23 protein-coding genes are annotated in these 23,904 nt (G+C 71.0%); 2 read left to right on the top strand and 21 right to left on the bottom strand.

Annotated features, from left to right (window positions below; all coding sequences use genetic code 11):
- Positions 1-212: 212 nt before the first annotated feature.
- The 4 genes from hisH to BIU96_RS17220 all read right to left on the bottom strand — a co-directional run bounded on the left by hisH (position 213) and on the right by BIU96_RS17220 (position 3,171).
- The gene (gene hisH / locus BIU96_RS17235; protein ID WP_071293912.1) at positions 213-887 is read right to left on the bottom strand and encodes an imidazole glycerol phosphate synthase subunit HisH; all 675 of its coding nucleotides are present in this window, start codon (positions 885-887) and stop codon (positions 213-215) included.
- A 35-nt stretch (positions 888-922) separates the two neighbouring features.
- A complete protein-coding gene (gene hisB / locus BIU96_RS17230; protein WP_071293818.1) occupies positions 923-1,525 on the bottom strand; it encodes an imidazoleglycerol-phosphate dehydratase HisB in 603 nt (200 codons plus the stop codon).
- Positions 1,522-2,646 (bottom strand): histidinol-phosphate transaminase, encoded by a 1,125-nt coding sequence (locus BIU96_RS17225; protein ID WP_071293817.1) that lies wholly within the window; start codon positions 2,644-2,646, stop codon positions 1,522-1,524. The genes hisB and BIU96_RS17225 overlap by 4 nt, the downstream gene beginning before the upstream one ends.
- Before the next feature lie 156 nt (positions 2,647-2,802).
- Positions 2,803-3,171, bottom strand: a complete 369-nt coding sequence (locus BIU96_RS17220) for a LysM peptidoglycan-binding domain-containing protein (RefSeq protein ID WP_071293816.1) — start codon at positions 3,169-3,171, stop codon at positions 2,803-2,805.
- A 237-nt stretch (positions 3,172-3,408) separates the two neighbouring features.
- Between BIU96_RS17220 and lexA the strand changes: the two genes are divergently transcribed.
- Positions 3,409-4,053: a transcriptional repressor LexA gene (lexA, locus tag BIU96_RS17215; protein WP_071293815.1), complete on the top strand. Its 645-nt coding sequence runs from the start codon at positions 3,409-3,411 to the stop codon at positions 4,051-4,053.
- Positions 4,054-4,168: 115 nt separating this feature from the next.
- On the opposite strand, the gene hflX is transcribed toward lexA, so the two are convergent.
- Positions 4,169-5,719 carry a GTPase HflX gene (gene hflX, locus BIU96_RS17210; RefSeq protein ID WP_071293911.1) on the bottom strand — a complete coding sequence of 517 codons (1,551 nt, stop codon included), beginning with the start codon at positions 5,717-5,719 and terminating at the stop codon, positions 4,169-4,171.
- A gap of 61 nt (positions 5,720-5,780) precedes the next feature.
- Here hflX and BIU96_RS17205 point away from each other — a divergent pair, with 61 nt between their 5' ends.
- Positions 5,781-6,392 carry a class I SAM-dependent methyltransferase gene (locus tag BIU96_RS17205; protein WP_071293814.1) on the top strand — a complete coding sequence of 204 codons (612 nt, stop codon included), beginning with the start codon at positions 5,781-5,783 and terminating at the stop codon, positions 6,390-6,392.
- 155 nt (positions 6,393-6,547) lie between these two features.
- Here BIU96_RS17205 and dapF read toward each other — a convergent pair whose 3' ends face one another.
- The 16 genes from dapF to BIU96_RS17125 all read right to left on the bottom strand — a co-directional run bounded on the left by dapF (position 6,548) and on the right by BIU96_RS17125 (position 23,882).
- Positions 6,548-7,438 carry a diaminopimelate epimerase gene (gene dapF / locus BIU96_RS17200; protein ID WP_071293813.1) on the bottom strand — a complete coding sequence of 297 codons (891 nt, stop codon included), beginning with the start codon at positions 7,436-7,438 and terminating at the stop codon, positions 6,548-6,550.
- Positions 7,435-8,346, bottom strand: a complete 912-nt coding sequence (miaA, locus tag BIU96_RS17195) for a tRNA (adenosine(37)-N6)-dimethylallyltransferase MiaA (protein WP_071293910.1) — start codon at positions 8,344-8,346, stop codon at positions 7,435-7,437. The genes dapF and miaA overlap by 4 nt, the downstream gene beginning before the upstream one ends.
- 100 nt (positions 8,347-8,446) lie before the next feature.
- Positions 8,447-9,940: a tRNA (N6-isopentenyl adenosine(37)-C2)-methylthiotransferase MiaB gene (gene miaB / locus BIU96_RS17190; protein ID WP_071293812.1), complete on the bottom strand. Its 1,494-nt coding sequence runs from the start codon at positions 9,938-9,940 to the stop codon at positions 8,447-8,449.
- A gap of 70 nt (positions 9,941-10,010) precedes the next feature.
- Positions 10,011-10,919: a regulatory protein RecX gene (locus BIU96_RS19200; RefSeq protein ID WP_083403035.1), complete on the bottom strand. Its 909-nt coding sequence runs from the start codon at positions 10,917-10,919 to the stop codon at positions 10,011-10,013.
- Complete coding sequence (gene recA / locus BIU96_RS17180) at positions 10,916-11,980, bottom strand: recombinase RecA (RefSeq protein WP_071293811.1); 1,065 nt, start codon at positions 11,978-11,980, stop codon at positions 10,916-10,918. Before recA ends, BIU96_RS19200 begins: the two co-directional genes overlap by 4 nt.
- Before the next feature lie 270 nt (positions 11,981-12,250).
- Positions 12,251-12,475, bottom strand: a complete 225-nt coding sequence (locus tag BIU96_RS17175) for a DUF3046 domain-containing protein (protein WP_071293810.1) — start codon at positions 12,473-12,475, stop codon at positions 12,251-12,253.
- Between the two features lie 94 nt (positions 12,476-12,569).
- On the bottom strand, positions 12,570-12,878 hold the full coding sequence (locus BIU96_RS17170) for a helix-turn-helix domain-containing protein (RefSeq protein ID WP_058742950.1): 309 nt from the start codon (positions 12,876-12,878) through the stop codon (positions 12,570-12,572).
- A gap of 154 nt (positions 12,879-13,032) precedes the next feature.
- Entirely contained in the window at positions 13,033-13,515 is a 483-nt protein-coding gene (locus BIU96_RS17165; protein WP_254786232.1) for a CinA family protein, read from the bottom strand.
- Between the two features lie 29 nt (positions 13,516-13,544).
- Positions 13,545-14,198, bottom strand: coding sequence for a CDP-diacylglycerol--glycerol-3-phosphate 3-phosphatidyltransferase (pgsA, locus tag BIU96_RS17160; RefSeq protein ID WP_083403033.1), 654 nt, complete (start codon positions 14,196-14,198; stop codon positions 13,545-13,547).
- A complete protein-coding gene (locus tag BIU96_RS17155) occupies positions 14,195-17,140 on the bottom strand; it encodes a DNA translocase FtsK (protein ID WP_071293808.1) in 2,946 nt (981 codons plus the stop codon). The genes pgsA and BIU96_RS17155 overlap by 4 nt, the downstream gene beginning before the upstream one ends.
- Before the next feature lie 95 nt (positions 17,141-17,235).
- On the bottom strand, positions 17,236-18,474 hold the full coding sequence (locus BIU96_RS17150; RefSeq protein ID WP_083403032.1) for an ABC transporter permease: 1,239 nt from the start codon (positions 18,472-18,474) through the stop codon (positions 17,236-17,238).
- Entirely contained in the window at positions 18,471-19,208 is a 738-nt protein-coding gene (locus BIU96_RS17145) for an ABC transporter ATP-binding protein (protein WP_071293807.1), read from the bottom strand. Before BIU96_RS17145 ends, BIU96_RS17150 begins: the two co-directional genes overlap by 4 nt.
- Positions 19,205-20,224, bottom strand: a complete 1,020-nt coding sequence (locus BIU96_RS17140; RefSeq protein ID WP_071293806.1) for an efflux RND transporter periplasmic adaptor subunit — start codon at positions 20,222-20,224, stop codon at positions 19,205-19,207. Before BIU96_RS17140 ends, BIU96_RS17145 begins: the two co-directional genes overlap by 4 nt.
- A 233-nt stretch (positions 20,225-20,457) precedes the next feature.
- Positions 20,458-22,134, bottom strand: coding sequence for a ribonuclease J (locus BIU96_RS17135; protein WP_071293805.1), 1,677 nt, complete (start codon positions 22,132-22,134; stop codon positions 20,458-20,460).
- Positions 22,135-22,183: 49 nt separating this feature from the next.
- Positions 22,184-23,161 carry a 4-hydroxy-tetrahydrodipicolinate synthase gene (dapA, locus tag BIU96_RS17130; RefSeq protein ID WP_071293906.1) on the bottom strand — a complete coding sequence of 326 codons (978 nt, stop codon included), beginning with the start codon at positions 23,159-23,161 and terminating at the stop codon, positions 22,184-22,186.
- Positions 23,162-23,408: 247 nt separating this feature from the next.
- A complete protein-coding gene (locus tag BIU96_RS17125; protein ID WP_071293905.1) occupies positions 23,409-23,882 on the bottom strand; it encodes a dihydrofolate reductase in 474 nt (157 codons plus the stop codon).
- Between the last annotated feature and the right edge of the window lie 22 nt (positions 23,883-23,904).

Below are 23,904 nucleotides of genomic sequence, written 5' to 3'. Positions count from 1 at the left end.
TGCGGTTGCGGCCTGGAGGCGCGGTGCCGGTCCGCCCCGCCTCTCGCCCCGACCGGTCGGCCGGGTCGTGACGGGGTGGCGGGCGACCGATGGTCGCGGCCGGGTCGGTGGTCACTGCTGGGTCAGTGGTCGCGTCCGGGTCGGTGGTCGCGTCCGGGTCGGTGGTCGCGTCCGGGTCGACGGTCGCATCCGGGTCGCCGGTCGCGGCCGGGTCAGAGGGAGTTCACCCAGTTCCGGAGCAGCCGGATGCCCGGCTCCCCCGACTTCTCCGGGTGGAACTGCGTGGCGGTGAGGGGGCCGTTCTCCACCGCGGCGACGAACCGCTGCCCGTGTTCCGCCCACGTCAGGCGGGGTGCACGAAACGGCCCGTAGGCCTCGAGCGGGAAGTCGGTCACGCCGTAGGAGTGCACGAAGTAGAAGCGCTCGTCGTGCAGACCGTCGAAGAGCACCGAGTCCTCCGGCGCCTGGACCGTGTTCCAGCCCATGTGCGGCAGCACCTCGGCCTGGATCTGTTCGACCGTGCCGGGCCACTGCCCGAGACCCTCGACGTCGGCACCGCGCTCGATGCCCCGCGTGAAGAGGACCTGCATCCCGACGCAGATGCCGAGCACCGGTCGGCCGCCCGCCAACCGCCGGTCGACGATCTCGCCGCCCTGCACGCCCTCGAGCTGGTCGATCACCGCGGCGAACGCGCCGACGCCGGGGACGAGCAGGCCGTCGGCGTTCAGTGCGGCCTGCTTGTCCGAGGTCAGTGTCACGTCCGCGCCGGCGCGCTCGAGGGCCTTCGCCGCCGAGTGCACGTTGCCGGAGCCGTAGTCGAGGACGACGACGTTCGGCCGTGCACCGGTCGGGTTCGTGTCGCGGTCGCCGTCGTTCGTGGTCTGCACGTCGCGGGCGCCGTCGTCGTTGGTCTGCGCGTCGGTCACAGCTTGCCCTTCGTGGACGGGATGCCGTCGACACGCGGGTCGAGCTCGACCGCCTTGCGCATCGCACGGGCGAACGCCTTGAACTCGGCCTCGGCGATGTGGTGCGGATCGCGGCCCTCGAGGACGCGGACGTGCACCGTGATGCCGGCGTTGAACGTGATCGCCTCGAACACGTGGCGGACGAGCGAGCCCGTGAAGTGCCCGCCGATGCGGTGGAACTCGAACCCTGCGGGTTCGCCGGTGTGCACGAGGAACGGACGCCCGGAGACGTCGACGACGGCCAGCGCGAGTGCTTCGTCGAGCGGAACGAGGGCGTCACCGTACCGGCCGATGCCGGCCCGGTCTCCCAGCGCCTGCTTGAGCGCCTGGCCGAGCACGATGCCGGTGTCCTCGACGGTGTGGTGCACGTCGATGTCGGTGTCGCCCGTGGACCGCACGCGGAGGTCGATGAGCGAGTGCTTGCTGAACGCCGTGAGCATGTGGTCGAAGAACGGCACGCTCGTCGAGATGTCGGACGAGCCGGTGCCGTCGAGGTCGAGCGCGAGTTCGATGCTCGACTCGCTCGTGCTCCTGCTGATCGAGGCGGTGCGGGCGGTCATGCCCCAACCCTAACGGGCGGCTGTTCGGCGGCCACGCGGCGCATGGCGTCGAGGAAGGCCGTGGTCTCCTCCGCTGTCCCAGCACTCACCCGGAGGTGGTTCGGGATGCCGAGGTCGCGGACGATGACGTCCTGCTCGAGCAGTGCCTCGAACGCGGCGTGCGGGTCGGCGACGCCGCCGAACAGCACGAAGTTCGACCAGGTCTCGTACGTCCGGTACCCAATCGCCTGCAGCTCGGTGACCATCCGGTCGCGCTGGCGCTTGATGTCGTCGACCATCGCGAGCATCTCGGGAGCGTGCCGGAGCGCCGCGACCGCTGCCGCCTGGGTGAGGGCGGAGAGGTGGTACGGCAGCCGGACGAGCCGGATCGCGTCGATCACGGCGGGGTGTGCCGCCATGTAGCCGACGCGCGCGCCCGCGAAGGCGAAGGCCTTGCTCATGGTCCGGGACACGACGAGCCGCTCGCGCCCGGGCAGCAGCGTGAGCGCGCTCGGGACGTCGGACGGCATGAACTCGGCGTACGCCTCGTCCACCATCACGATGCCGTCGGTCGCGGCGTAGGCGGCCTCGATCGTCTCGATGGCGAGCGGCGTGCCGGTGGGGTTGTTCGGGCCGCAGAGGAACACGATGTCCGGCTGGTGCTCGCGGATGGCGGCGACCACGGTCTCCGGCGAGATGCGGAACTCGTCGTCACGCTGCGCGGGGATCCAGGTGGTGCCGGTGCCCGACGCGAGGATCGAGTGCATCGAGTAGGTGGGCGGGAAGCCGAGCACCGTGCGGCCCGGTCCGCCGAAGGCCTGGAGGAGCTGCTGCAGGACCTCGTTCGAACCGTTCGCGGCCCAGATCTGCTCGGGACCGATCTGCTGCTCGGCGCCGAGCCCGCGCTGCAGGTACGCGGCGAGGGACTGGCGGAGCTCGGTGAACTCGCGGTCCGGGTATCGGTTCACGGTCGTGAGTGCCTGCCGGATCGACGCCACGATGTCCTCGGCGACGTCCGCCGGCACCGGATGCGTGTTCTCGTTGACGTTGAGCTGCACGCGGACGTGCTTCTGCGGGGCGCCGTAGGGGCTCTGCCCGCGCAGGTCGTCTCGGATCGGGAGGTCTTCGAGCGTGAATGCCACCGATCCATCGTAGGCCGAGTGACCTGTCCGAGGACCGGCCGTCCGGACGGTGTGCAGCGACAGCGCTTCCGCCCCGGCATCGCTCCCACTTCGGTGTTGCTGGCCGGGCTTCGGCGTTGCTGGCCGGACTTCGGCGTTACTGGCCGGACTTCGGCGTTACTGGCCGGAGGTGTACTTGGCCGGGATGGCGATCTGCTCGCCGGCCTGCAGCCCGGAACCGTCCAGCGCGTTCAGGCTGATGACGTCCTGCACGAAGTCGCGCGGGTCGGCGTTCGGCGCGGTCTCCTCCGCCAGCTGCCAGAGCGTCTCGCCCGGCTGGATCGTGACGGTGTCGAAGTGCACGTCCGCCGCAGCGTTGCCGGCCGAGGCCTGGCCGCCGTTCAGCACGGCGAAGCCGACACCGAGGAGCAGGGGGATCGCGGCGAGCGTCGTGATGACGAGGCGTCCGCGGCGCGTGAGACGCAGGCGCGTACGCACGGCGGGCGCCGAGGTGCGCTGGGTGTCAGCGATGGCGATGGTGCTCATGTCGTTCTTGCCTTCCCGTTCGGGTGGACCGAAGCCCTGTACCGAACATACGTTCGAATCTGTGGTCGCACAAGTGGCATGCAGAGATTTCTGGGGGTTTTTCCGCCGACACGCTCGAACAGGTGTTTGTCCGGCCGTGACCGGTCGGATACTGTTTCGATCGACTGGGACAAGTCAAGCGGGGACCACCGACATTCCCGCGGGCACCGTCCCGGCACCGACGAAGGGCGAGACGACGTGGTGGATGAACTGCGGGGACAGAAGCCGCTGACGGCGAAGCAGCAGGCGATCCTCGACGCGATCCGCGCGTCGATCGCCAGCCGGGGGTACCCGCCGAGCATGCGTGAGATCGGCGACGCAGCCGGGCTGTCCTCGCTCTCGAGCGTCTCGCACCAGCTCGGTCAGCTCGAACTCGGCGGCTGGATCCGCCGCGACCCGAACCGCCCCCGCGCGCTCGAGGTCCTGGTCGACGAGCCCACCCCCGACGTCGAAGGACCGGACGTCGACGCCACCACGCTCGTCCCGCTCGTCGGCCGGATCGCCGCTGGCGTCCCGATCACCGCCGAGCAGCACGTCGACGAGATCGTGCCGCTCCCTCGTCAGCTCGTCGGGACGGGTGACCTCTTCATGCTCAAGGTCGTGGGCGAGTCGATGATCGACGCCGCGATCTGCGACGGCGACTGGGTGGTCGTGCGGTCGCAGCAGACCGCCGACAACGGGGACATCGTCGCGGCCATGCTCGACGAGGAAGCCACCGTCAAGGTCTTCCGGCAGCGCGACGGCCACACGTGGCTGCTCCCCCGCAACACCGCGTTCGAACCGATCCTCGGCGACGCCGCCACCGTGCTCGGCAAGGTCGTGGCGGTCCTCCGCTCCCTCTGAGCCGGCGCCCCCTCCTCCTCGGGGGACGCAATCTCCTCCAAAACGCAACGGAGGCGGCTACTCGCAGGGGTGTACCTCTGCGAGCAACCGCCTTCGTTGCGTTTTGCGGAACGCGCTACGCGGAAGCGACCGGCACGACCGGCGCGACCACGAACGGGTCCAGCTCCGAGACCTGCCGACGGAACACCCGCACCTGCAGCCGCGTGCCGTCCTCGACGTAGTCGACCGCGTCCACCGCGCCCGCGTCGTGCAGTGACGACACGAGGTCCCCGCGGTCGTACGGGATCACCACGGTGAGCGACACGTCGGGTTCGGGCAGCCGGGCCTCGATCGCCTCGAGCAGGGTCTGGATGCCCTCACCCGTGCGGGCCGAGACGAACACGGCGTCCGGGACGAGGCCGACCAGCACGAGCCGCTGCGACTCGTCGATCAGGTCCGCCTTGTTGAACGCGACGATCTCCGGGAGGTCCCGCGCCCCCACGTCACCGATGACCTCGCGCACCGTGGACAGCTGCGCAGCAGGGTCGGGGTGCGACCCGTCGACCACGTGCACGATGACGTCGGCCTCGCCGACCTCTTCCAGCGTGGAGCGGAACGCCTCGACGAGCTGGTGCGGCAGGTTGCGCACGAAGCCGACCGTGTCGACGAAGGTGAACTCGCGGCCCTTGGCGCTCTCGGTGCGGCGCACGGTGGCGTCCAGCGTCGCGAACAGCTGGTTCTGCACGAGCACGCCCGCGCTCGTCAGCCGGTTCAGCAACGAGGACTTGCCCGCGTTGGTGTAGCCGGCGATGGCGACGCTCGGCACGTCGTTGCGGTGCCGGTCGGCGCGCTTGGCCTCACGCGCGGGGCGGAAGCCGGCGATCTGCCGACGCAGCTTCGACATCCGGGTGTGGATGCGGCGGCGGTCGAGCTCGATCTTCGTCTCACCGGGGCCACGCGAACCCATACCGGCACCGCCGGAGACCTGACCACCGGCCTGGCGGGACATCGACTCACCCCAACCACGCAGGCGCGGCAGGAGGTACTCGAGCTGGGCGAGTTCGACCTGCGCCTTGCCCTCGCGGCTCTTCGCGTGCTGGCTGAAGATGTCGAGGATGACGGCCGTGCGGTCGATGACCTTGACCTTCACCACGTCCTCGAGCGCTCGACGCTGGGACGGTGCGAGCTCGGTGTCGGCGATGACCGTGTCGGCGCCGGTGGCCTTGACGACCATCGCGAGTTCCTCGGCCTTGCCCTTGCCGAGGTACGTCGACGGGTCGGGGTTCGGTCGGCGCTGCAGCAGCCCGTCGAGCACCACCGCGCCGGCGGTCTCGGCGAGGGCGGCGAGCTCACGGAGGGAGTTCTCGGCGTCGGCGGCGTCGCCCTGCGGGTACACGCCGATGAGGACGACCTGCTCGAGCCGGAGCTGCCGGTACTCGACCTCGGTGACGTCCTCGAGTTCGGTGGAGAGGCCGGCGACGCGACGGAGGGCCGCGCGGTCCTCGCGGTCGTACTGGTCGCCGTCGCCGTTCCAGCCGCGGTCGTCCACCGACCGGGTCTGGATCGCCTGCGCGGGCGCGAACACGGACGACGAGGCCCGTGAGTCGGCGTTGCGCAGGACTCGTTCGACGACACCGGCAGCGCTGTCGTCAGTGGTTGGTTGGTCGTGCTCGTTGGAGTCCGTCATGCTGTCCACAGGGTACCTCCGCCGTGCTCAGGACACACGGGGTTGCCGGTACGGTTCATCCATGGCGAACGACCACTACTTCTCTGCGAGTCCGGAGAGCGATGCTCGGCCTCGCCAGATCACCGTCACCCTCGCGGGCCGGACCCTCACGCTGACCACCGCGGCCGGCGTGTTCAGCCCCGACGGCCTCGACCGCGGCACCCGCGTCCTGCTCGGCTCCGTCCCGCCACCGGCGTCCGACGGCGCGCTCCTCGACGTCGGCTGCGGCTGGGGCCCGATCGCGATCACGATGGCGCTCCAGTCCGCCGACGCACAGGTCTGGGGCGTGGACGTCAACGAACGGGTCCTCGGCCTCGCCCGGGCGAACGCCACGGCTGCCGGCGCCGGGAACGTCTCGATCGCGCTGCCGGACGACGTCCCGGCCGACCTGCGGTTCCGGACGATCTGGTCCAACCCGCCGATCCGTGTCGGCAAGGACGAACTGCACCAGATCCTGCTCACCTGGCTCCCCCGGCTCGAGGTCGACGGCGACGCCTGGCTCGTCGTGTCGAAGGACCTCGGCGGCGACTCGCTGCAGCGCTGGCTGCGGGACACGCTCGACGACGGCTTCCACGTCACGCGCGCCACGACGGACAAGGGCTTCCGCGTCCTGCGGGTGCACCGCACCGCGTAGGCGCCGCGTCCCCGAGACGCACCGCCGCCGCCTCCCCTGCGACGCACCACGGACGTCAGCCTGGAGGCACGACCCACCGCACCGACGTCGGTGACGCTGGGTGGGCCTCCCGTCCGACCACCGTGGTCGCGTCCGGTGGACACGTGCCGACGGGATCAGACCGTCAGGTCACCCGAGAAGACGAGTTCCGCCGGACCGGAGAGCGAGACGTGCTCGCCGTCCTCCGCCGCGAACATGCGGACCGTGACGACACCGCCGGGCACGCGCACGCGCCAGGTGTCCGGCGCACCGTTGCCGGCCCAGTGGCGGGTCGCGAGGGCCGCGGCCACCGCGCCGGTGCCGCACGACAGCGTCTCGCCGCTGCCCCGCTCGTGCACGCGCATCGTGATCTCGCCGACGCCGTCCTTGACGAGCGGGTCGCCGGGCAGGACGAACTCGACGTTCGCTCCGGCGGCGGGCAGCGGGTCGAGCACGGGGATGTACGTGAGGTCGACGTCCGCGAGCTCGTCCTCCGTCGCGAGGGCGACCACGACGTGCGGGTTGCCGACGTCGATGCCGAGGCCCGGCCGGGCACGGTCGAGGTTCTTCGCGCGCACCAGGACGTCCTCAGCGCCGCCGCCCTCGATGCCGAGCCCCCAGCGGCCGAGGTCGGCCGAGAACCCGTTCGTGGTGCGCTGCACGTCGACCAGGCCCTTGCGGCTGCCGACCGTCAGGGTCTCGCCCGGGGCGAGGTCGACCAGACCGGACTCGGTGAGGTACCGGGCGAAGACGCGGATGCCGTTGCCGCACATCTCGGCGACCGAGCCGTCGGCGTTGTGGTAGTCCATGAACCAGGTCGCGGCGGGCTCGACGGCGACGAGCGCCCGGCCCTCCGGCAGTGCCTCGGACCGCACGGCGCGGATGACGCCGTCGCCGCCGACGCCGAACCGCCGGTCCGCGATGGCCCGGATGCGGTCCGGGGTCAGGTCGACCGTGGCGTCGGGGTCGGCGAACAGGACGAAGTCGTTGCCGGTCCCCTGGCCCTTGGTGAAGTGCAGCTCGGTCACGGAACGATCCTACGGGCAGCGTCCGTCAGCCCGGCGCGGTCGGCGCCGGTGACGTCGAGGACCTCGGCGTCGGCGTACCGGCGGAACCACGAGACCTGGCGCCGGGCGTACTTGCGGGTCGCGATCCCGGTCGCCTCCACCGCCTGTTCGACGGTCGCGTCGCCGTGCAGCACCTCGAGGGCCTGCGAGTACCCGATCGCGGCTCGGGCCGTCCGGCCCTGCTCCAGCCCGCGGTCGCGGAGCGCGCGGACCTCGTCCACCAGCCCGGCGTCGAACATCCGCGCCGCCCGCTGGTGCAGCGCCTCGACGAGCTGCGCGCGGTCGCGGTGCAGGTGCAGGATCCGCGCGGGTCGCCAGGGGCGGGGCACGGACGGGAGGCTCGGGGTCACGACCTCGGATCGGCTCGCGATCTCGAGTGCGCGGATCAACCGCCGCGGGTTGCGTGCGTCGATCGTCGCTGCGGCCGCCGGGTCGAGGGTGCGCAGCCGTTCGAGCAGGATTCCCGGACCGAGCTCGTCGTACTCGCGCTCGAGCTGCGCGCGGAGCTCCGGGTCGGTCCCGGGGAACGCCAGGTCGAACAGGACCGCCGAGACGTACAGCCCGCTGCCGCCGACGAGCACCGCGACGCCGCCCCGCGCCTGGATCGCCTCGACGTCAGCTCGGGCGTCGCGCTGGTACGCGGCGACGCTCGCCTCGTCGGTCACGTCGAGCACGTCGAGCTGGTGGTGCGGGATGCCGTGCCGGTGCTCCGGCGGGAGCTTCGCCGTACCGATGTCCATGCCGCGGTAGAGCTGCATGGCGTCGGCGTTGACGATCTCGGCGTCGCGTCCGGCAGCGCGGAGCCGTTCGGCGATCGCGATGCCGAGGTCGGACTTGCCCGTGCCCGTGGCGCCGACGACCGCGATCAGCGCGTCGGGACCAGCCGCGTCCGTGGGATCGACCGCGCCGGTCGCGCCCGCGGGACCCGTCCCGTCAGCGGGCCCCGTCCCGTCAGCGGGCCCCGTCCCGTCAGCGGCCGACACGGATGGTCGGCAGCCCGAGGGAGACCGCACGCGCCCCCTCGCCGGGCGCGGCCGGGGTCGGGACGCCGCAGCTCTCGGCCTGGGCACGGTCCCACGCGTCGCCGGCACGGGTGCGACGGATCGGCAGCGGGCCCGGGTTGTCGGCGATGAGGAAGTGCGGGGCCGACCGGGTCACCTCGACCGTGACGACGTCGCCGGGGCGCGGCACGTCGGATCCCTCGGGGACGGCGAAGTGCACGAGACGCGAGTCCTCCGCGCGGCCGGACAGGCGGTGCGTCGCCTCGTCCTTCTTGCCCTCGCCGGTGGCGACGAGCACCTCGACGCGACGGCCGACCTGCTTCGCATTCTCCTCGGCGGTGATGTGCTCCTGCAGGGCGACGAGCCGTTCGTAGCGCTCCTGCACGACGTGCTTCGGCAGCTGCTCGTCCATCGTCGCCGCAGGCGTACCCGGTCGGATCGAGTACTGGAAGGTGAAGGCCGACGCGAACCGGGACTGCTCGACGACGCGAAGGGTGTCCTCGAAGTCCTGCTCGGTCTCGCCGGGGAACCCGACGATGATGTCCGTGGAGATCGCCGCGTTCGGGATCTTCGCGCGGACGCGGTCGAGGATGCCGAGGAACCGCTCGCTCCGGTAGCTCCGACGCATCGCCTTGAGGATCCGGTCGGACCCGGACTGCAGCGGCATGTGCAGCTGCGGCATGACGTTCGGCGTCTCGGCCATCGCGTCGATGACGTCGTCGGTGAAGGCGGCCGGGTGCGGGCTGGTGAACCGCACGCGTTCGAGAGCGTCGATCTGCCCTGCCGCACGGAGCAGCTTGCCGAACGCCTGGCGGTCACCGAACTCGACGCCGTAGGAGTTCACGTTCTGACCGAGCAGGGTGACCTCGATCGCACCGTCGTCGACGAGCGCCTGGATCTCGGCGAGGACGTCCCCGGGGCGACGGTCCTTCTCCTTGCCGCGGAGCGACGGCACGATGCAGAACGTGCAGGTGTTGTTGCAGCCGACGGAGATCGACACCCAGCCGCTGTGCGTCGAGTCGCGCTTCGTCGGGAGTGTCGAGGGGAACACGTCCAGCGCCTCGAGGATCTCGATCTGCGCCTCGTCGTTGTGACGCGACCGCTCGAGCAGCGTCGGCAGCGACCCCATGTTGTGCGTGCCGAACACCACGTCGACCCAGGGCGCCTTCTCGAGGATGACGTTCTTGTCCTTCTGCGCCAAGCATCCGCCCACCGCGATCTGCATGCCGGGGTGCTCGCGCTTGATGCCGGCGAGCTGGCCGAGGTTGCCGTAGAGGCGGTTGTCGGCGTTCTCACGCACGGCGCAGGTGTTGATGACGACGACGTCCGCCTGCTCGCCGTCAGCCGCGACGTACCCGGCGGCCTGGAGCGAACCGCTCAGCCGCTCGGAGTCGTGCACGTTCATCTGGCACCCGTAGGTGCGGACTTCGTAGGTGCGGGGGCGCGCTTCGACGGTGGCCATGGTCGTCCCAGTGTAAATCGGACCACGCACAGACCGAGTGCGGACCACGCGCGGATGGGCGCGGTGCGGGTTACTCGAACCGCACGGGCCCGCGAGGCCCGCCCTTCGGCCGCCCGCCGCCGTCGAGCGCTCGCTCCACCGCGATCCGGACGACGCCGCCGTTGTAGCCCTTGCGCATCAGGAACCCGGAGAGTCGGCGTTCGGCGGTCGCCCGGTCGAGTCCACGCAACTGCCCCGCACGCTTCTGCGCGAGCTCGATGGCACGGACGAACTCGTCGTCCTCGTCGTCGGCCGCGGCGTCCAGCGCCGCGTCGATCGCGGCTTGGTCGATGCCCCGGCGTCGGAGTTCCGCGACCACACCCTGCCGGCCGAGGCCCTTCCGGTCGTGCAGGCGGTCGACGAGGTCGGTCGCGAGGGCGACGTCGTCGACCAGGCCGACCCGGGTGAGCCGCTCGATCTCGTACTCGACCACGTCGGCGTCGAAGTCGTTCTCGGCAAGCATCTTCCGGAGCTCGGACTCACTCACGCCCTTGCGGCTCAACGCGCGCATGCTCAGTCGCTCGGCGTCGGCCCGCTGCTCGTCGATCGGCCGCGGAGCATCCGCCGGGTCGATCTCGGCGCCGGAGTCGATGGCGAACACCGACGCGGTCGAGGCGTCGGCGGTCGAGTCCTCGTCGTAGCCGTCCTGTTCGGCGCGGGCGGTGCGGCCGCTTCCGTCGCCGACGACCGGCGACAGCCAGTCGGCCTGGGCGCGAGCGCCCTGGATCGGGAGCGGCACGGGGGTGTCGGCATCGGCGTCCTGCGACTGCACGCCCGCCGACGGTTCGTCGGCGTCCGTTCCCCAACTCGGCTCCGAGGGGTCCGGTACCGAGGTGGGCGCAGGAGCGGGAGCAGGAGCCGCGGCCCGACGACGGGACCGCGCACCGAACAGGTCGGTGACCGGTGCGAGGTCCTCGTCGTCGTGGTGGTCGGTCGTCACGCGCCCTTGCGCTCCGCGATCTTCGGCGCGATCGACTCGACGGGTGCGTCAACCTCGGCCTTCGCCGCACCGACACCGAGCTTCGCGAGGATCTTGCCCTCGATCTCGGCGGCGATCTCCGGGTTCTGGATCAGGAAGGACCGCGAGTTCTCCTTGCCCTGGCCCAGCTGGTCACCGTCGTAGGTGTACCAGGCACCCGACTTCTTGACGATGCCGTGGTCGACACCGAAGTCGAGCAGCGAGCCCTCTCGCGAGATGCCGACGCCGTACAGGATGTCGAACTCGGCCTGCTTGAAGGGCGGCGCCATCTTGTTCTTGACGACCTTGACGCGGGTGCGGTTGCCGACGGCGTCCGTCCCGCTCTTGAGCGTCTCGATGCGGCGGATGTCGAGTCGGACGGACGCGTAGAACTTCAGCGCCTTACCGCCGGACGTGGTCTCCGGCGAACCGAAGAACACGCCGATCTTCTCGCGCAGCTGGTTGATGAAGATCATCGTGGTCTGGGTCTGGTTCAGCCCACCGGCGAGCTTGCGCAGCGCCTGGGACATGAGTCGGGCCTGCAGGCCGACGTGCGAGTCACCCATCTCGCCCTCGATCTCGGCACGGGGCACGAGGGCCGCGACGGAGTCGATCACGATGAGGTCGATGGAGCCGGAGCGGACGAGCATGTCCGCGATCTCGAGCGCCTGCTCGGCGGTGTCGGGCTGCGACACCAGGAGGGCGTCGATGTCGACACCGAGCTTCTTGGCGTACTCGGGGTCGAGCGCGTGCTCGGCGTCGATGAACGCCGCGATGCCGCCGGCACGCTGGGCGTTGGCGATCGCGTGGATCGTCAGGGTCGTCTTACCCGAGGACTCCGGGCCGTAGATCTCGACGATGCGGCCGCGGGGAAGTCCGCCGATCCCGAGCGCGACGTCGAGCGCCACCGACCCGGTCTGGATGACGTTGACCGGGGCGCGTTCGTCCGACCCGAGGCGCATGATCGCACCCTTGCCGAACTGCCTGTCGATCTGGGCGAGTGCGGTCTCGAGGGCCTTCTCGCGGTCTGCCGGTGATGGCATGGGGTGCTCCTTCGTGCTCGGTGTCGGCCGCCTGTAGGCTGTCGCGTCCACACCGGCCGATGGTGCAAGGCCAGTGGTTCTGCGACAAGGCTTCGGGCTGTTCCCGTTGACTCCGAACCTAGGGCGGGCCACCGACATCACTGCCGTCAGCCGCGCGATCTGTGGACGAACTCCTCGAACAGCGCCGATGTGGAGGAAGCTACCACCGATCGAACACGCGTTCGAGCAACACGCCGAACACGTGTTCGGACGCGCAGGTCGTCCTCCGGGTCAGTCCCGGGGCTCCGCCAGACCCTTGCCGTGCCGCTTGTCGAGCGGGACGTCCTGCGAGTCGCAGAGCGCCTCCCACACCCGGCGCGCGTCGATGCCGGCGTCGAGCGCGTCGGCCGCCGACCGCCCACCGAGCTCCTCGAGCACCACGTCACGACTGACCACGGCACCGTAGGCGTCACCGAACACCTGGTCGACGGCTCGCCAGAACTCACTCACCCGCATCGTTCCAGCGTAACGAGCGCCACCGGTGCGGACGGACCGGAACGACGAACGCCCCCGCCGGCAGGGCCGGCGGGGGCGTTGGGGAGCGATGGCGTCAGCGCACCGCGAGGTCGTTGTCGAACTCGGCGACGAGGTCGTCGGGGAGCGTGTCGGGGACGGGGGTGAGGCCTTCGACCACGGCGAGGCGGTCGCCCACTTCGCGCATGATGGTCGAGATCGGGGTGTCCAGCGCGTCCGCGACGGACGCGAGGATCTCCGAGCTGGCTTCCTTCTGCCCGCGCTCGACCTCGCTGAGGTACCCGAGGGCAACGCTGGCCTTGGACGCGACCTGACGGAGGGTCCGGCCCTTCTGCAAGCGGAAGTCCCGCAGAACGTCGCCGATTTCCTGACGAACGAGAACCATAAGAACTCCTCCTCTCTGTCGTCTCCGCGCCCGCTCGGACCGGATGGCCGAGTTCGGGTTGAGCAACAATAGCGTTGCCGGTTGCAGCATGCTAGCGAGGCCGGCTGCTGTACCGCTGGAGATTGCGTGAGATGTAACCCAGTGGAAACGGGACCTATTCCCGGCCGCGGAGCGTGGACGACATCCGTGCCAGGAGTTCGGAGACGGTGGCGTGCCGGATTGCCTCCCGGTCACCGTCGAGGTGCAGTTCGTACGCCTCGGCACCGTTCGCCGACGCGATCCCGACGAAGACCGTCCCCACGGGCATCCCGTCCTGCGGGTCCGGTCCGGCGACACCCGTCGTGCTGATCCCCCACGTCGCCGGCGCACCGTCAACGGACATCGCGATCCGGACACCGGCTGCCATCTGCCGTGCGACCTCCGGGTCGACCGCGCCCTTCGCGTCGAGGAGCTCGGCGTCGACCCCGAGGATCTCGTGCTTGATCGGCGTCGCGTAGGCCACGACACCGCCACGGACGACGGCGCTCGCACCGGGGACGTCCACGAGGGTGGCCACGACGAGCCCGCCGGTGAGGGACTCGGCCACGCCGACGGTCTCACCCCGTGCGGTCAGCTCGGCGATGAGGCCGGGAGCCACGGGCACCGGCACCGGTGCGGGGTCGTCGGTCACGCTGCGCTGCGGTTGTGCTTCCATGCCTGCCAGAGGTAGTCGATGCCGCTCAGGATCGTTGCCAGGAACGCGGCGGTCATCAGGATGCCGTTCACCCAGTGCGCCCACTCGCCCACCAGGTTCCACCACGGGAAGAGCGCGGCGGTCAGCGCCACTGCCTGCAGTACCGTCTTGATCTTGCCCCCGCGGCTGGCCGGGATCACCCGGTCGGACAGCACCGCGAAGCGGAACACCGTGATGCCGATCTCGCGCACCATGATGAGGACCGTCACGTACCAGGGCAGCTCGGCGAGGATCGACAGCGCGACGAGGGCACCACCGATCAGGACCTTGTCGGCGATCGGGTCGACGAGCTTGCCGAAGTCGGTGACCAGGTTCTGCCGGCGGGCGATGATGCCGTCCGCGCTGTCGGTGACGATGGCCACGACGAAGACGACCGCTGCCCAGATCCGCAGGGGCCCGTCGGCGCCGGCGTCCGCCAGCAGCAGGACGAAGAACAGCGGCGCCATCAGGATGCGCACCACCGTGATGATGTTCGCGACGTTCGCCGTGGACGCCGGACCGGTGCCCTTGCGGAGCAGGCGTCCGCGCCACGGGAACTTGGCGCCGTGCGACGTGTCCGTACCGTTCGAGGCGGTCATCGCACTCACTCCCTGCCCGTCAGTCCCCACGCGTCCTCGTCGGGCTCGTCGTCGACCTCACTGTACCCGCGGGTCATGTCCCCCACCGGGTCGGCACCGTAGCGGTCGTCGCCGCCGGAGAGCGGCCCGTCGACGGCCGCGGCCGTCGGCGCAGCACCCGCGGGCGGAGCCGCCGGAGCCGGGGGCTCCTCGCCCCGGAGCTTCGCGAGCACGGACGGCAGCTGGTCGGCGGTCACGAGCACGTCGCGCGCCTTCGACCCCTCGGACGGGCCGACGATGTCACGCGACTCCATGAGGTCCATGAGGCGTCCGGCCTTGGCGAACCCGATGCGCAGCTTGCGCTGGAGCATCGAGGTCGAGCCGAACTGCGTCGACACGACCTGCTCGACCGCGGCCAGCAGCAGTTCGAGGTCGTCACCGATGTCGGCGTCGATCTCCTTGCGCTCGACCACCGCCTGGACGTCCTGCCGGTACTCGGGGCGGGCCTGCCGGGTGACGTGCTGGACGACCTCGGCGACCTCGCTCTCGTTCACCCAGGCGCCCTGCACACGGAGCGACTTCGACGACCCCATCGGCAGGAAGAGCGCGTCGCCCTGCCCGATGAGCTTGTCGGCGCCCGGCTGGTCGAGGATGACCCGGCTGTCCGTGACGCTGGTGACCGCGAACGCGATGCGCGACGGGACGTTCGCCTTGATGAGGCCGGTGATGACGTCGACCGAGGGGCGCTGCGTCGCGAGCACGAGGTGGATGCCGGCGGCACGGGCCAGCTGGGTGATGCGGACGATCGACTCCTCGACGTCGCGGGGTGCGACGAGCATGAGGTCGGCGAGCTCGTCCACCACGACGAGCAGGTACGGGTAGGGCTTGAGCTTCCGCTCGCTGCCCGCGGGCAGGACGATCTCGTTGTTCTCGATCGCCTTGTTGAAGTCGTCGACGTGGCGGAACCCGAACGACGCCAGGTCGTCGTACCGCATGTCCATCTCCTTCACGACCCACTGCAGCGCCTCGGCCGCCTTCTTCGGGTTCGTGATGATCGGCGTGATGAGGTGCGGGACGCCGGCGTAGATCGAGAGCTCCACGCGCTTCGGGTCGACGAGGACCATGCGGACCTCGGACGGCTTCGCGCGCATGAGGAGCGAGGTGATCATCGAGTTGATGAAGACCGACTTGCCCGACCCGGTCGAGCCGGCGACGAGCAGGTGCGGCATCTTCGCGAGGTTCGCCACGACGAAGCCGCCCTCGACGTCCTTGCCGACGCCGATGGTCATCGGGTGCTTGGACTTCCGAGCGGCGTTCGACCGGAGGACGTCGCCGAGCGACACGGTCTCGCGGTCGGAGTTCGGGATCTCGACGCCGATCGCGCTCTTGCCGGGGATGGGCGAGAGGATGCGGACCTCGTTCGAGGCGACCGCGTACGACAGGTTCTTCGACAGCGCGGTGACGCGCTCGACCTTGACGCCCGGGCCGAGCTCGATCTCGTAGCGCGTGACCGTCGGGCCGCGCGAGAAGCCGGTGACCTTCGCGTCGACCTTGAACTCGGTGAGGACGCTCGTGATCGCGGCGACGATGTCGTCGTTCGCCTGGCTGCGTGCGACCGACGGCGAGCCAGAGCTCAGGGTGGTCGCGGCGGGCAGGCGGTAGGGCGCGGACGGGTCCTCGTCGGCGTCGGACATCGGCGGCAGCCCGTCGGCGGCGTCGGCGGCGACGTCGTCCGCCGGGTCCTCGGCCGGGAGGGACGGGGAGACCACCGGAGACACGGACGCGTCCGGACGAATCACCTCGGTGGCGTCGGCGCGGTCCGGCACGACGGTGCCGAAGTCGCGGAGCGCCTGCTCGGCGACCTCGAGGTCGTGCTCGACGGAGTCGTTGAGGTTCACCGACGCGGGCTCGGCGGGGGTGTGGTCGATCAGGCCGGCCGCGGCACCCAGGGTCGGGGTCGGGCTCGGGGACGCGGCGGCTGCCGGCACGTCGGGGACCGTCGAGGTCGCGCCCGTGATGACGGGGCTGTCGTAGGCAGGGTCCTCTTCGCGGCCGGACTTGTTCCGGCGCCACCACGGGACGGTGCCGCCGTCCTCGGCTGCGTCGGCCGCTGCGGCCTCGTCGCCCTCGAAGCCGAGGTCGTCGAAGAGCTGGAAGTCGGTGTCGCCCTTCTTCGCGCGCTTCGTCGACCGCGCTCGTGGTGCAGGAGCCTCGGCCACCTCGGCCTCGGCTTCCGCCGCGGGGGCCGGTGCACCGAACAGGTACGCGTAGAGCTCGTGCAGCCGTCGGCCGAGCTTGTTCGGCGGGGTCTTCGTGATGATGAACAGGGAGAGCACGAGCAGCACGATCGCGACGGGCACCGCGACCCAGGCCGTGGCGATGGTGACGAGCCACCCGATGACGACCCACCCGATCACCCCGCCGGCCGCGGCGAGCGCGGGCATGCCGTCGGCGGCGCTGGGCCGGCCGCCGAACACGTGGCAGAGCGAGGCGATCGACACGAGCAGCAGCCCGAGGCCGATCCCGATGCGGGTGTTGTCGTGCACCGAGGCCGGGTGCCGGAAGAGCCAGCCGGCGAAGACGACCATGATCACCGGGAGCGCGAACGCCAGTCGGCCGAAGAGCCCGCCGAACGTGTACGCGTCGAGCGCGACCGAGACCGAGTTCGTCGGGTTGAGCCACTCCACCACCGCGCCGGCGATGGCGAGGACGAACAGCAGGAACGGGAAGCCGTCGCGGCGCTGGTCCTTCTCGAGCGTCTCCTTGCCGAGCAGACGGAACATCGCCCCGACACCGTGCGCCATCGCGAGCCAGAACGTCACGAACGGACTCTGCTCGCGGAACACCGGCGTGGGTGCCGCCTGCGGGAGCTTCTTCGTCGTGGCCTGGGTGCGCGACGGAGCACGCGTCCCGCTTCCACGGGACGACGAGGACGCGCGCGAGCGCGTGGTCGACTTGGTGCCTCCGGCCATGGGCAGAACCCTAATCCCCTCTCAGGACAAACCGAGGGAGGCCCGCCGCGACGTCCGGGGCGGACGCGGGACGGGCATCCAGGCCGAGGGCGCGGTCAGTACCGGATCGCGTCGATGACCTTGACCCGCACCGCGACGATCGCGGGGAGGAACCCGGCGAGCGCGCCGACGAACACCGCGGAACCCACGCCGACCAGGGCCGCCTCGAGCGGGAACGGCGCCCCGCCGACCTCCACCCCGCTCGTGATGAGCCCGCGGACCGTGTCGTTGCCGAGCACCGCGGCGCCGATCATGACACCGACCCCGCCGGCGACGAGCGTGCCGAGCACGTTCTCGAGGAGCACCGCGACGAAGATCCGACCGGCCGAGGCTCCGACGCCGCGACGGATGCCGATCTCGCGGATGCGCTGCCGGACGCTGACGAGCGAGACGTTGAGCAGTCCGAGCCCGCCGAGCACGAGGACGAGGACCGCGACACCGGCGATGACGTACCGCATCGCCCCGAGCGGGTCACCGTCCACCGAGCCGGCGGCGTCCATCCGGGTCGCGTCGACGGACATCCCGTCACCGACGGCGCGCTCGGCATCGCTGGCGATGCGCTTCGCGAGGGCCTTGCCGCCGGACTCCGGCACCCAGACCTCGAACGACCGCGGATTGCCGTCGGCCGTCCCCGGGGCCACGCTCGACGTCGCCACCGAGTTCGCCAGCTGGTAGAACATCGGCTCGGTGTCGTACTCCGACGAGGCGTACTCGCCGACCACCACGGCGGTGACCCCGGGCGTGCCGGGCAGCCGGACGGTGGGGTGGGTCACGACGTCGGCCCCACCGAGCTGGTCGAGGAACGCCTGGTTCACCACGATCGCGGGTGCGAGGCGCTCGCGGTCGGACTCGGTGAACCACTCCCCCGAGGCCATCCGGAGCCGGTGCATCTCGGCGTACGGCGGATCGACGGTCTGGCCCTGCACCTCGGCGACGCCGTCGGGGAACTGCACCCGGCGGGACGTGTAGGTCGCCTCGGTGGCGTAGCGGACGTCGTACCGGGCGACCGCGGCACGGAGCTCCCGGTCGAGGGCGTCCGAGGTCGCGGTGTCCGATGCCGAGCCGTCGCCCGGGCCGGTCCCGGTCAGGCTGTAGGTCGCGGCCCGTCCGCCGTACTGCTCGCTGAACGCCGCGGTGACCCGCTCCGCCAGGGATCCGAACCCGACCACGACCGCGAGGGACGCGACCGCGATCGTGACCCCGATGAGGCTGAGGACGACACGGCCCCGGTGCACGCGGAGCTCCTGCCAGGACTCGACGAACGTCCCGACGACGGTGGTCAGCACGCGGTTCACGCGGACACCCCCGCGCCGGCCACCTCGGCGGCGATCCCCTCGGCCGAGGCCGCTGCGGGGTCCACCACCAGACCGTGGTCGATCCGGTGCACGACGTCGGCGCGCGCGGCGACCGCGGCGTCGTGCGTGATCGTCATGAGCGCCGCACCGGTCTCGGCCGCGACGGTCTCGAGGAGCTCCATCACGGCACGTCCGGTGTCGACGTCGAGGGCACCGGTCGGCTCGTCCGCGAGGATCAGCCGCGGCTGCCGGACGAGCGCGCGGGCGATCGCGACGCGCTGCTGCTCGCCACCGGACAGCCGGTGCGGCTGCGTGTCGCCGCGGTCCGCCAGCCCGACCCGGTCCAGCATCTCGAGCGCGAGCCGCCGACGGTGCCAGAACGCACGACCGGTCGCGTAGAGGAGGGGCACCTCGACGTTCTCGATCGCGGTGCGCCCCTGCAGCAGGTTGAACTGCTGGAACACGAACCCGACCTCGTCGCCGCGGATGCGGTCACGTCGGAGCGAGCCAGCGCGACCGACGTCGACGCCGTCGAACTCGTGGACGCCCTCGGTCGGGGTGTCGAGCAGACCGAGCACGTTGAGGAGCGTGGACTTGCCGGAGCCGGAGCGGCCGACGATGGCCACACGGGTGCCCGCGTCGACCTCGAGGTCGACGCCACGGAGGATCTCGAGCGGCGAGCCGTCGGGCAGCTCGACCGACTTGCGCAGCCCGCGGACGGAGACCAGGCTCATCCGACCATCACCGAACCGCCGTCGGCGGACTCGTCGTCCTCTGCCTGCTCCTTGCCGGGCACGAACTGCAGGACGGTGTCCCCCTCGTGCAGCCCGGACCGCACCTCGACGGTCTCGCCGTCGTTGAGTCCGAGCGCGATCGTCCGCTCGGAGCGCTTGCCGGCGTCGTCGAGCACGGTGACGACGCCCTTCTGCGCGGTGCCCTGGACGGCGGTGGTCGGCAGGGTCAGCACGCCCTCGGCCTTGCCTGCGGGGACGGCGACCGTGACCTCGAGGCCGGGGAAGACGGTCACCCCGCTCGGCACGTCGCACTCGAGCTGGGTCCCACCGGCGGCGTCCCCGCCACCGGAGCCGTCGGAACCGTCGGACCCGTCGCCGGCGTCCGACGAGGCGCCCGAACCGCTCGTCGCGCTCGTCAGCGACAGGTTGGTGCACGTGAACGGGGCCGGGCCGTCCTTCACGGTGACGGTGGCCTCGGACGGCCGGGAGGTCAGCCGGTACAGCTGCGCGGCGTCGAGCGTGGCACTCGCGCGGTAGGCCTCGGGCGCGACCTGGGCGACGGTGTCCCCGATCGCGACGGGCTGCTTCGCGACGAGGTCGAGCCCGGACACGGTGCCGGCGGCCGGCGCGACGACGGTCGAGAACGTCACGGTGGGCGGCAGCGGTTCGCCGTCGTCGGTGGTGCCGGTCGACGGGGTCTCCACCCGCAGGTCGATCACCGGGGCACCCTGCTCGACGTGGGCGCCGTTCCCGGCGAAGACCTTGTTGACGGTCCCCTCCGCCGACGACCGGACGGCGGTCGAGGCGACCGAGCGGATGGTGCCGGTGGCCTCGACGTCGTTGACGACGTCGCCCTTCTCGACCGTCACGGTCGGGTCGGCGATCTGCCCGGTGGGGACGGTCTCCTCACCCTCGGGCTGGGCCGCGAAGAACGCGAGGCGGACGAGGGCCACCGCGATGGCGGCGAACACGAGGAACTTCAGGCCGGGCCACACCCAGCGACGCAGGACGGTCACACCGGCACACTATTGAGTGACATACCGACAGAACATCATCCTGTGGGATGAACCCGGTTGGCCGACAGGCCGGGACACCGGCCCGGCGACCCGCCGAACCGCGCCTGCAGCGCAGACCCGGCCACGCGCCCTGGAACGGACTGGAGGCCCGGCGCACGTCCGTCAGGAACGTGCACCGGGCCTCCTGGCCGGTCTGCAGGCGCGTCGCACCCAGCAGGACCGGCGCGCGGTCGCTACGCCTCGATGACCACCGGGACGATCATCGGACGGCGGCGGTGCTTCGTGTTCACCCAGCGGCCCACCGTGCGGCGGACGACCTGGCTGAACGCGTGGCTGTCGCCCGTGCCGTTCGCCGCCGCCTCGGCCAGGGCCTTGGCGATCTGCGGACGGACGTCGTCGAAGACGGAGTCGTCCTCGGCGAAGCCGCGCGACTGGATCTCCGGGCCGATGACGCACTGGCCGGTCGTGAAGTCGACGGCGCAGAAGACGGAGATGAAGCCCTCCTCCGCCAGGACGCGGCGGTCCTTGAGGTCGGCGTCGGTGATCTCGCCGACGGTGGACCCGTCGACGTAGACGTACCCGATGTCGAGCTGCCCGGCGACGTTCACGACGCCGTCCTTCAGGTCGACGACGATGCCGTCCTGCCCGAGGATCACGTTGCGCGGCGGGACGCCCGTCTGGATCGCCAGGTCGGCGTTCGCGTACAGGTGACGCTGCTCGCCGTGCACCGGCAGGACGTTCCGCGGTCGCAGGATGTTGTAGCAGTAGAGGAGCTCGCCGGCGGACGCGTGTCCGGAGACGTGCACCTTCGCGTTGCCCTTGTGCACGACCTTCGCGCCGAGCTTCGTCAGCCCGTCGATCACGCGGTAGACGGCGTTCTCGTTGCCCGGGATGAGCGACGACGCGAGGATGACGGTGTCGCCCTCGCCGATCTCGATCTGGTGCTCGAGGTTGGCCATCCGCGCGAGCACGGCCATCGGCTCGCCCTGGGACCCGGTCGACATGTAGACGATCTGGTCGTCGGGGACGTTCTTCGCCTTCTTCGTGTCGATGAGCACGTTCTCCGGCACCCGGAGGTACCCGAGGTCGGCGGCGATCGTCATGTTGCGGATCATCGAGCGCCCCATGAACGCGACCTTGCGGTTCGCGGCGGCGGCGGCGTCGAGGACCTGCTGCACGCGGTGCACGTGCGACGAGAAGCTCGCCACGACGACCTTCTTGCGGGCGCGCATGATGATGTTCTCGAGGACCGGGCCGATGTCGCGCTCGGGGGCGGTGAAGCCCGGGACGTCGGCGTTGGTCGAGTCCGGCAGGAACAGGTCGACGCCGGCCTCGCCGAGCCGCGCGAAGGCACGGAGGTCGGTGATGCGGTCGTCGAGCGGCAGCTGGTCCATCTTGAAGTCGCCCGTGTGCAGGACACGACCGGCGGGGGTCGTGATCGCGACGGCGAGGGCGTCCGGGATGGAGTGGTTCACGGCGACGAACTCGAGGTGGAACGGGCCGAGCTGCTCGGTCTGGTCCTCGGCCACGACGAGCGTGTACGGCTTGATCCGGTGTTCCTTGAGCTTCGCCTCGACGAGTGCCAGGGTCAGCGTGGAGCCGATCAGCGGGATGTCGCTGCGGAGCTTCAGCAGGTACGGGACGGCGCCGATGTGGTCTTCGTGACCGTGCGTGAGCACGACCCCGAGGACGTCGTCGAGCCGGTCCCGGATCGGCGCGAAGTCGGGCAGGATCAGGTCGACGCCCGGCTGGTGCTCCTCGGGGAAGAGGACGCCGGCGTCGACGATGAGCAGCTTGCCCTCGTACTCGTAGACGGTCATGTTGCGACCGATCTCGCCGAGTCCCCCGATGGGGATCACGCGGAGGGTGCCGGCTTCGAGCGGCTGGGGTTCGGAGATCTGTGTGGGCATTCGGTCCTACGGATTCGGGCGACGCGCGTGCTGCGCGCCGCGGTGTTCGCTAGCGGGTGGTGCCTGGCACCTTCGGTAGAGCACCGCCGGCCGCTGCGTTGCGGTCGGGGCGGAAGTTCGAGAAGTCGGCGCCGGGGATGTCCCGGACGGCTTCGAGCGAGGTCTCGATGGCGTACGCCTCGGAGTCCTCGGGGCCGACGAGCGGCAGCCGGACGCGCGGGCTGCCGATGCGGCCGAGCCCGTGCAGGATGTACTTCGCCGCGACCGTGCCGGGCACGTGCGTCATCACAGCGCGGACGAGGGGTTCGACGCGCTTGTGCTCGGCGGTCGCGGTGGCGAGGTCGCCCCGGTTCACCGCGTCGACGATGGTGCGGTACGGCGTCGACGTGATGTTCGCGGTGACGCCGATCAGGCCCGTGGCACCGATCGACAGGTGCGGGAGCACGTTCGTGTCGTCACCGGAGAAGTACATGAGGTCGGTGTTGTTGAGCACCCGCGAGACCTCGGCGAAATCGCCCTTGGCGTCCTTCACGGCGCGGATGTTCGGGTGGTGCGACGCCCGCACGATGGTCTCGTACGTGATCGGGATGCCGGTGCGACCGGGGATGTCGTACAGGATGACCGGCAGGTCGGTGGCGTCCGCGATCATCCGGAAGTGCGTGAGCACCCCGGACTGCGTCGGCTTGTTGTAGTACGGCGTGACGATCATGACGCCGTCGGCGCCGGCCCGCTCGCTCTGCTTGTAGAGGTGGATCGCGTGCGCGGTCTCGTTCGAGCCACCGCCGGTGATGATCTTCGCGCGGCCCGCGGCGACCGACTTGCCGACTTCGACCAGACGGAGCTTCTCCGGGTCGGTCAGGGTGCTGGTCTCGCCGGTCGTACCGGTCACGACGATGCCGTCGGCACCGGCCGTGATGCAGTCGTCGATGTGCTGCTCGACGCCGGGCCAGTCGACCTCGCCGTCGGCCGTGAACGGGGTCACGAGGGCGACGAGGACCTGACCGAAGGGATTCTCACGCGGGGACACGGGCACCAGCGTACCGGGGATGCGCGCCGGGACCGCCGTCCGTGTGGACGGTGGCCGTCCTGGAGGCACGGATCACCCCCGTCAGGCGCGTCCCGCCCGCCGTCCGGTCGGCGCCGCCGCCGCCGCCGCCGAGACACGTTGCACCCCCGTGCAGACGTCGCGCCCCGGTGTGCGGGGGCGCGACGTTCGCACGGGGGTGCGAACACACGAGGGCACGAACGCACGGGGGCGCGAACGCACGAGGGCGTCAGGCGCGGCGGCGCCACTCGAGGAAGCGGTAGCGGGTGCCGTCGTTCCGCGACGTCTGCCACGGGCCCTCGTCGACGAGCGTCCAGTCGTCGCCGAACGCCGGCGCCACGGTGTCGCCGGGCACGTCGAGGTCGATGACCGTCTCGGATACGCGGTCCGCGAAGGGCAGCCCCGCCGCGTAGACCTGCCCGCCGCCGATGATCCACACCGGCTCGTCCGTGTCGAGCGCGGTCGCCAGGTCGTGCACGACCTCGGCGCCGTCGGCCGACCACGACCCGTCACGGGTGAGCACGACGTTGCGGCGACCGGGCAGCGGGCGGAAGCGCTCGGGCAGGGACTCCCACGTGCGCCGCCCCATCACGACCGTGGCGTCACCGGTGACCTGCCGGAAGTGCGCGAGGTCCTCGGGCACGTGCCAGGGCATCCCGCCGTCGGCGCCGATGACCCCGTCGAGTGAGCGTGCCCAGACCATGCCGACGCCGCGGACCGGCTCG

Source organism: Curtobacterium sp. MCBA15_008 (genome assembly GCF_001865065.1).
Lineage (GTDB): Bacteria > Actinomycetota > Actinomycetes > Actinomycetales > Microbacteriaceae > Curtobacterium.
This window is presented reverse-complemented; position numbering and strand designations above follow the sequence as displayed.

Coding starts and splice junctions, on each gene's coding strand:
- BIU96_RS17220 (WP_071293816.1), bottom strand. CDS start 3,171: ATGAGCACCATCGCCATCGCTGACACCCAGCGCACCTCGGCGCCCGCC.
- BIU96_RS17175 (WP_071293810.1), bottom strand. CDS start 12,475: ATGCGGGTGAGTGAGTTCTGGCGAGCCGTCGACCAGGTGTTCGGTGAC.
- BIU96_RS17135 (WP_071293805.1), bottom strand. CDS start 22,134: ATGCCCACACAGATCTCCGAACCCCAGCCGCTCGAAGCCGGCACCCTC.
- BIU96_RS17155 (WP_071293808.1), bottom strand. CDS start 17,140: ATGGCCGGAGGCACCAAGTCGACCACGCGCTCGCGCGCGTCCTCGTCG.
- miaB (WP_071293812.1), bottom strand. CDS start 9,940: ATGGCCACCGTCGAAGCGCGCCCCCGCACCTACGAAGTCCGCACCTAC.
- hflX (WP_071293911.1), bottom strand. CDS start 5,719: ATGACGGACTCCAACGAGCACGACCAACCAACCACTGACGACAGCGCT.
- hisB (WP_071293818.1), bottom strand. CDS start 1,525: ATGACCGCCCGCACCGCCTCGATCAGCAGGAGCACGAGCGAGTCGAGC.
- BIU96_RS17145 (WP_071293807.1), bottom strand. CDS start 19,208: ATGAGCCTGGTCTCCGTCCGCGGGCTGCGCAAGTCGGTCGAGCTGCCC.
- BIU96_RS17170 (WP_058742950.1), bottom strand. CDS start 12,878: ATGGTTCTCGTTCGTCAGGAAATCGGCGACGTTCTGCGGGACTTCCGC.
- recA (WP_071293811.1), bottom strand. CDS start 11,980: ATGCCATCACCGGCAGACCGCGAGAAGGCCCTCGAGACCGCACTCGCC.
- BIU96_RS17205 (WP_071293814.1), top strand. CDS start 5,781: ATGGCGAACGACCACTACTTCTCTGCGAGTCCGGAGAGCGATGCTCGG.
- BIU96_RS17125 (WP_071293905.1), bottom strand. CDS start 23,882: ATGGTCTGGGCACGCTCACTCGACGGGGTCATCGGCGCCGACGGCGGG.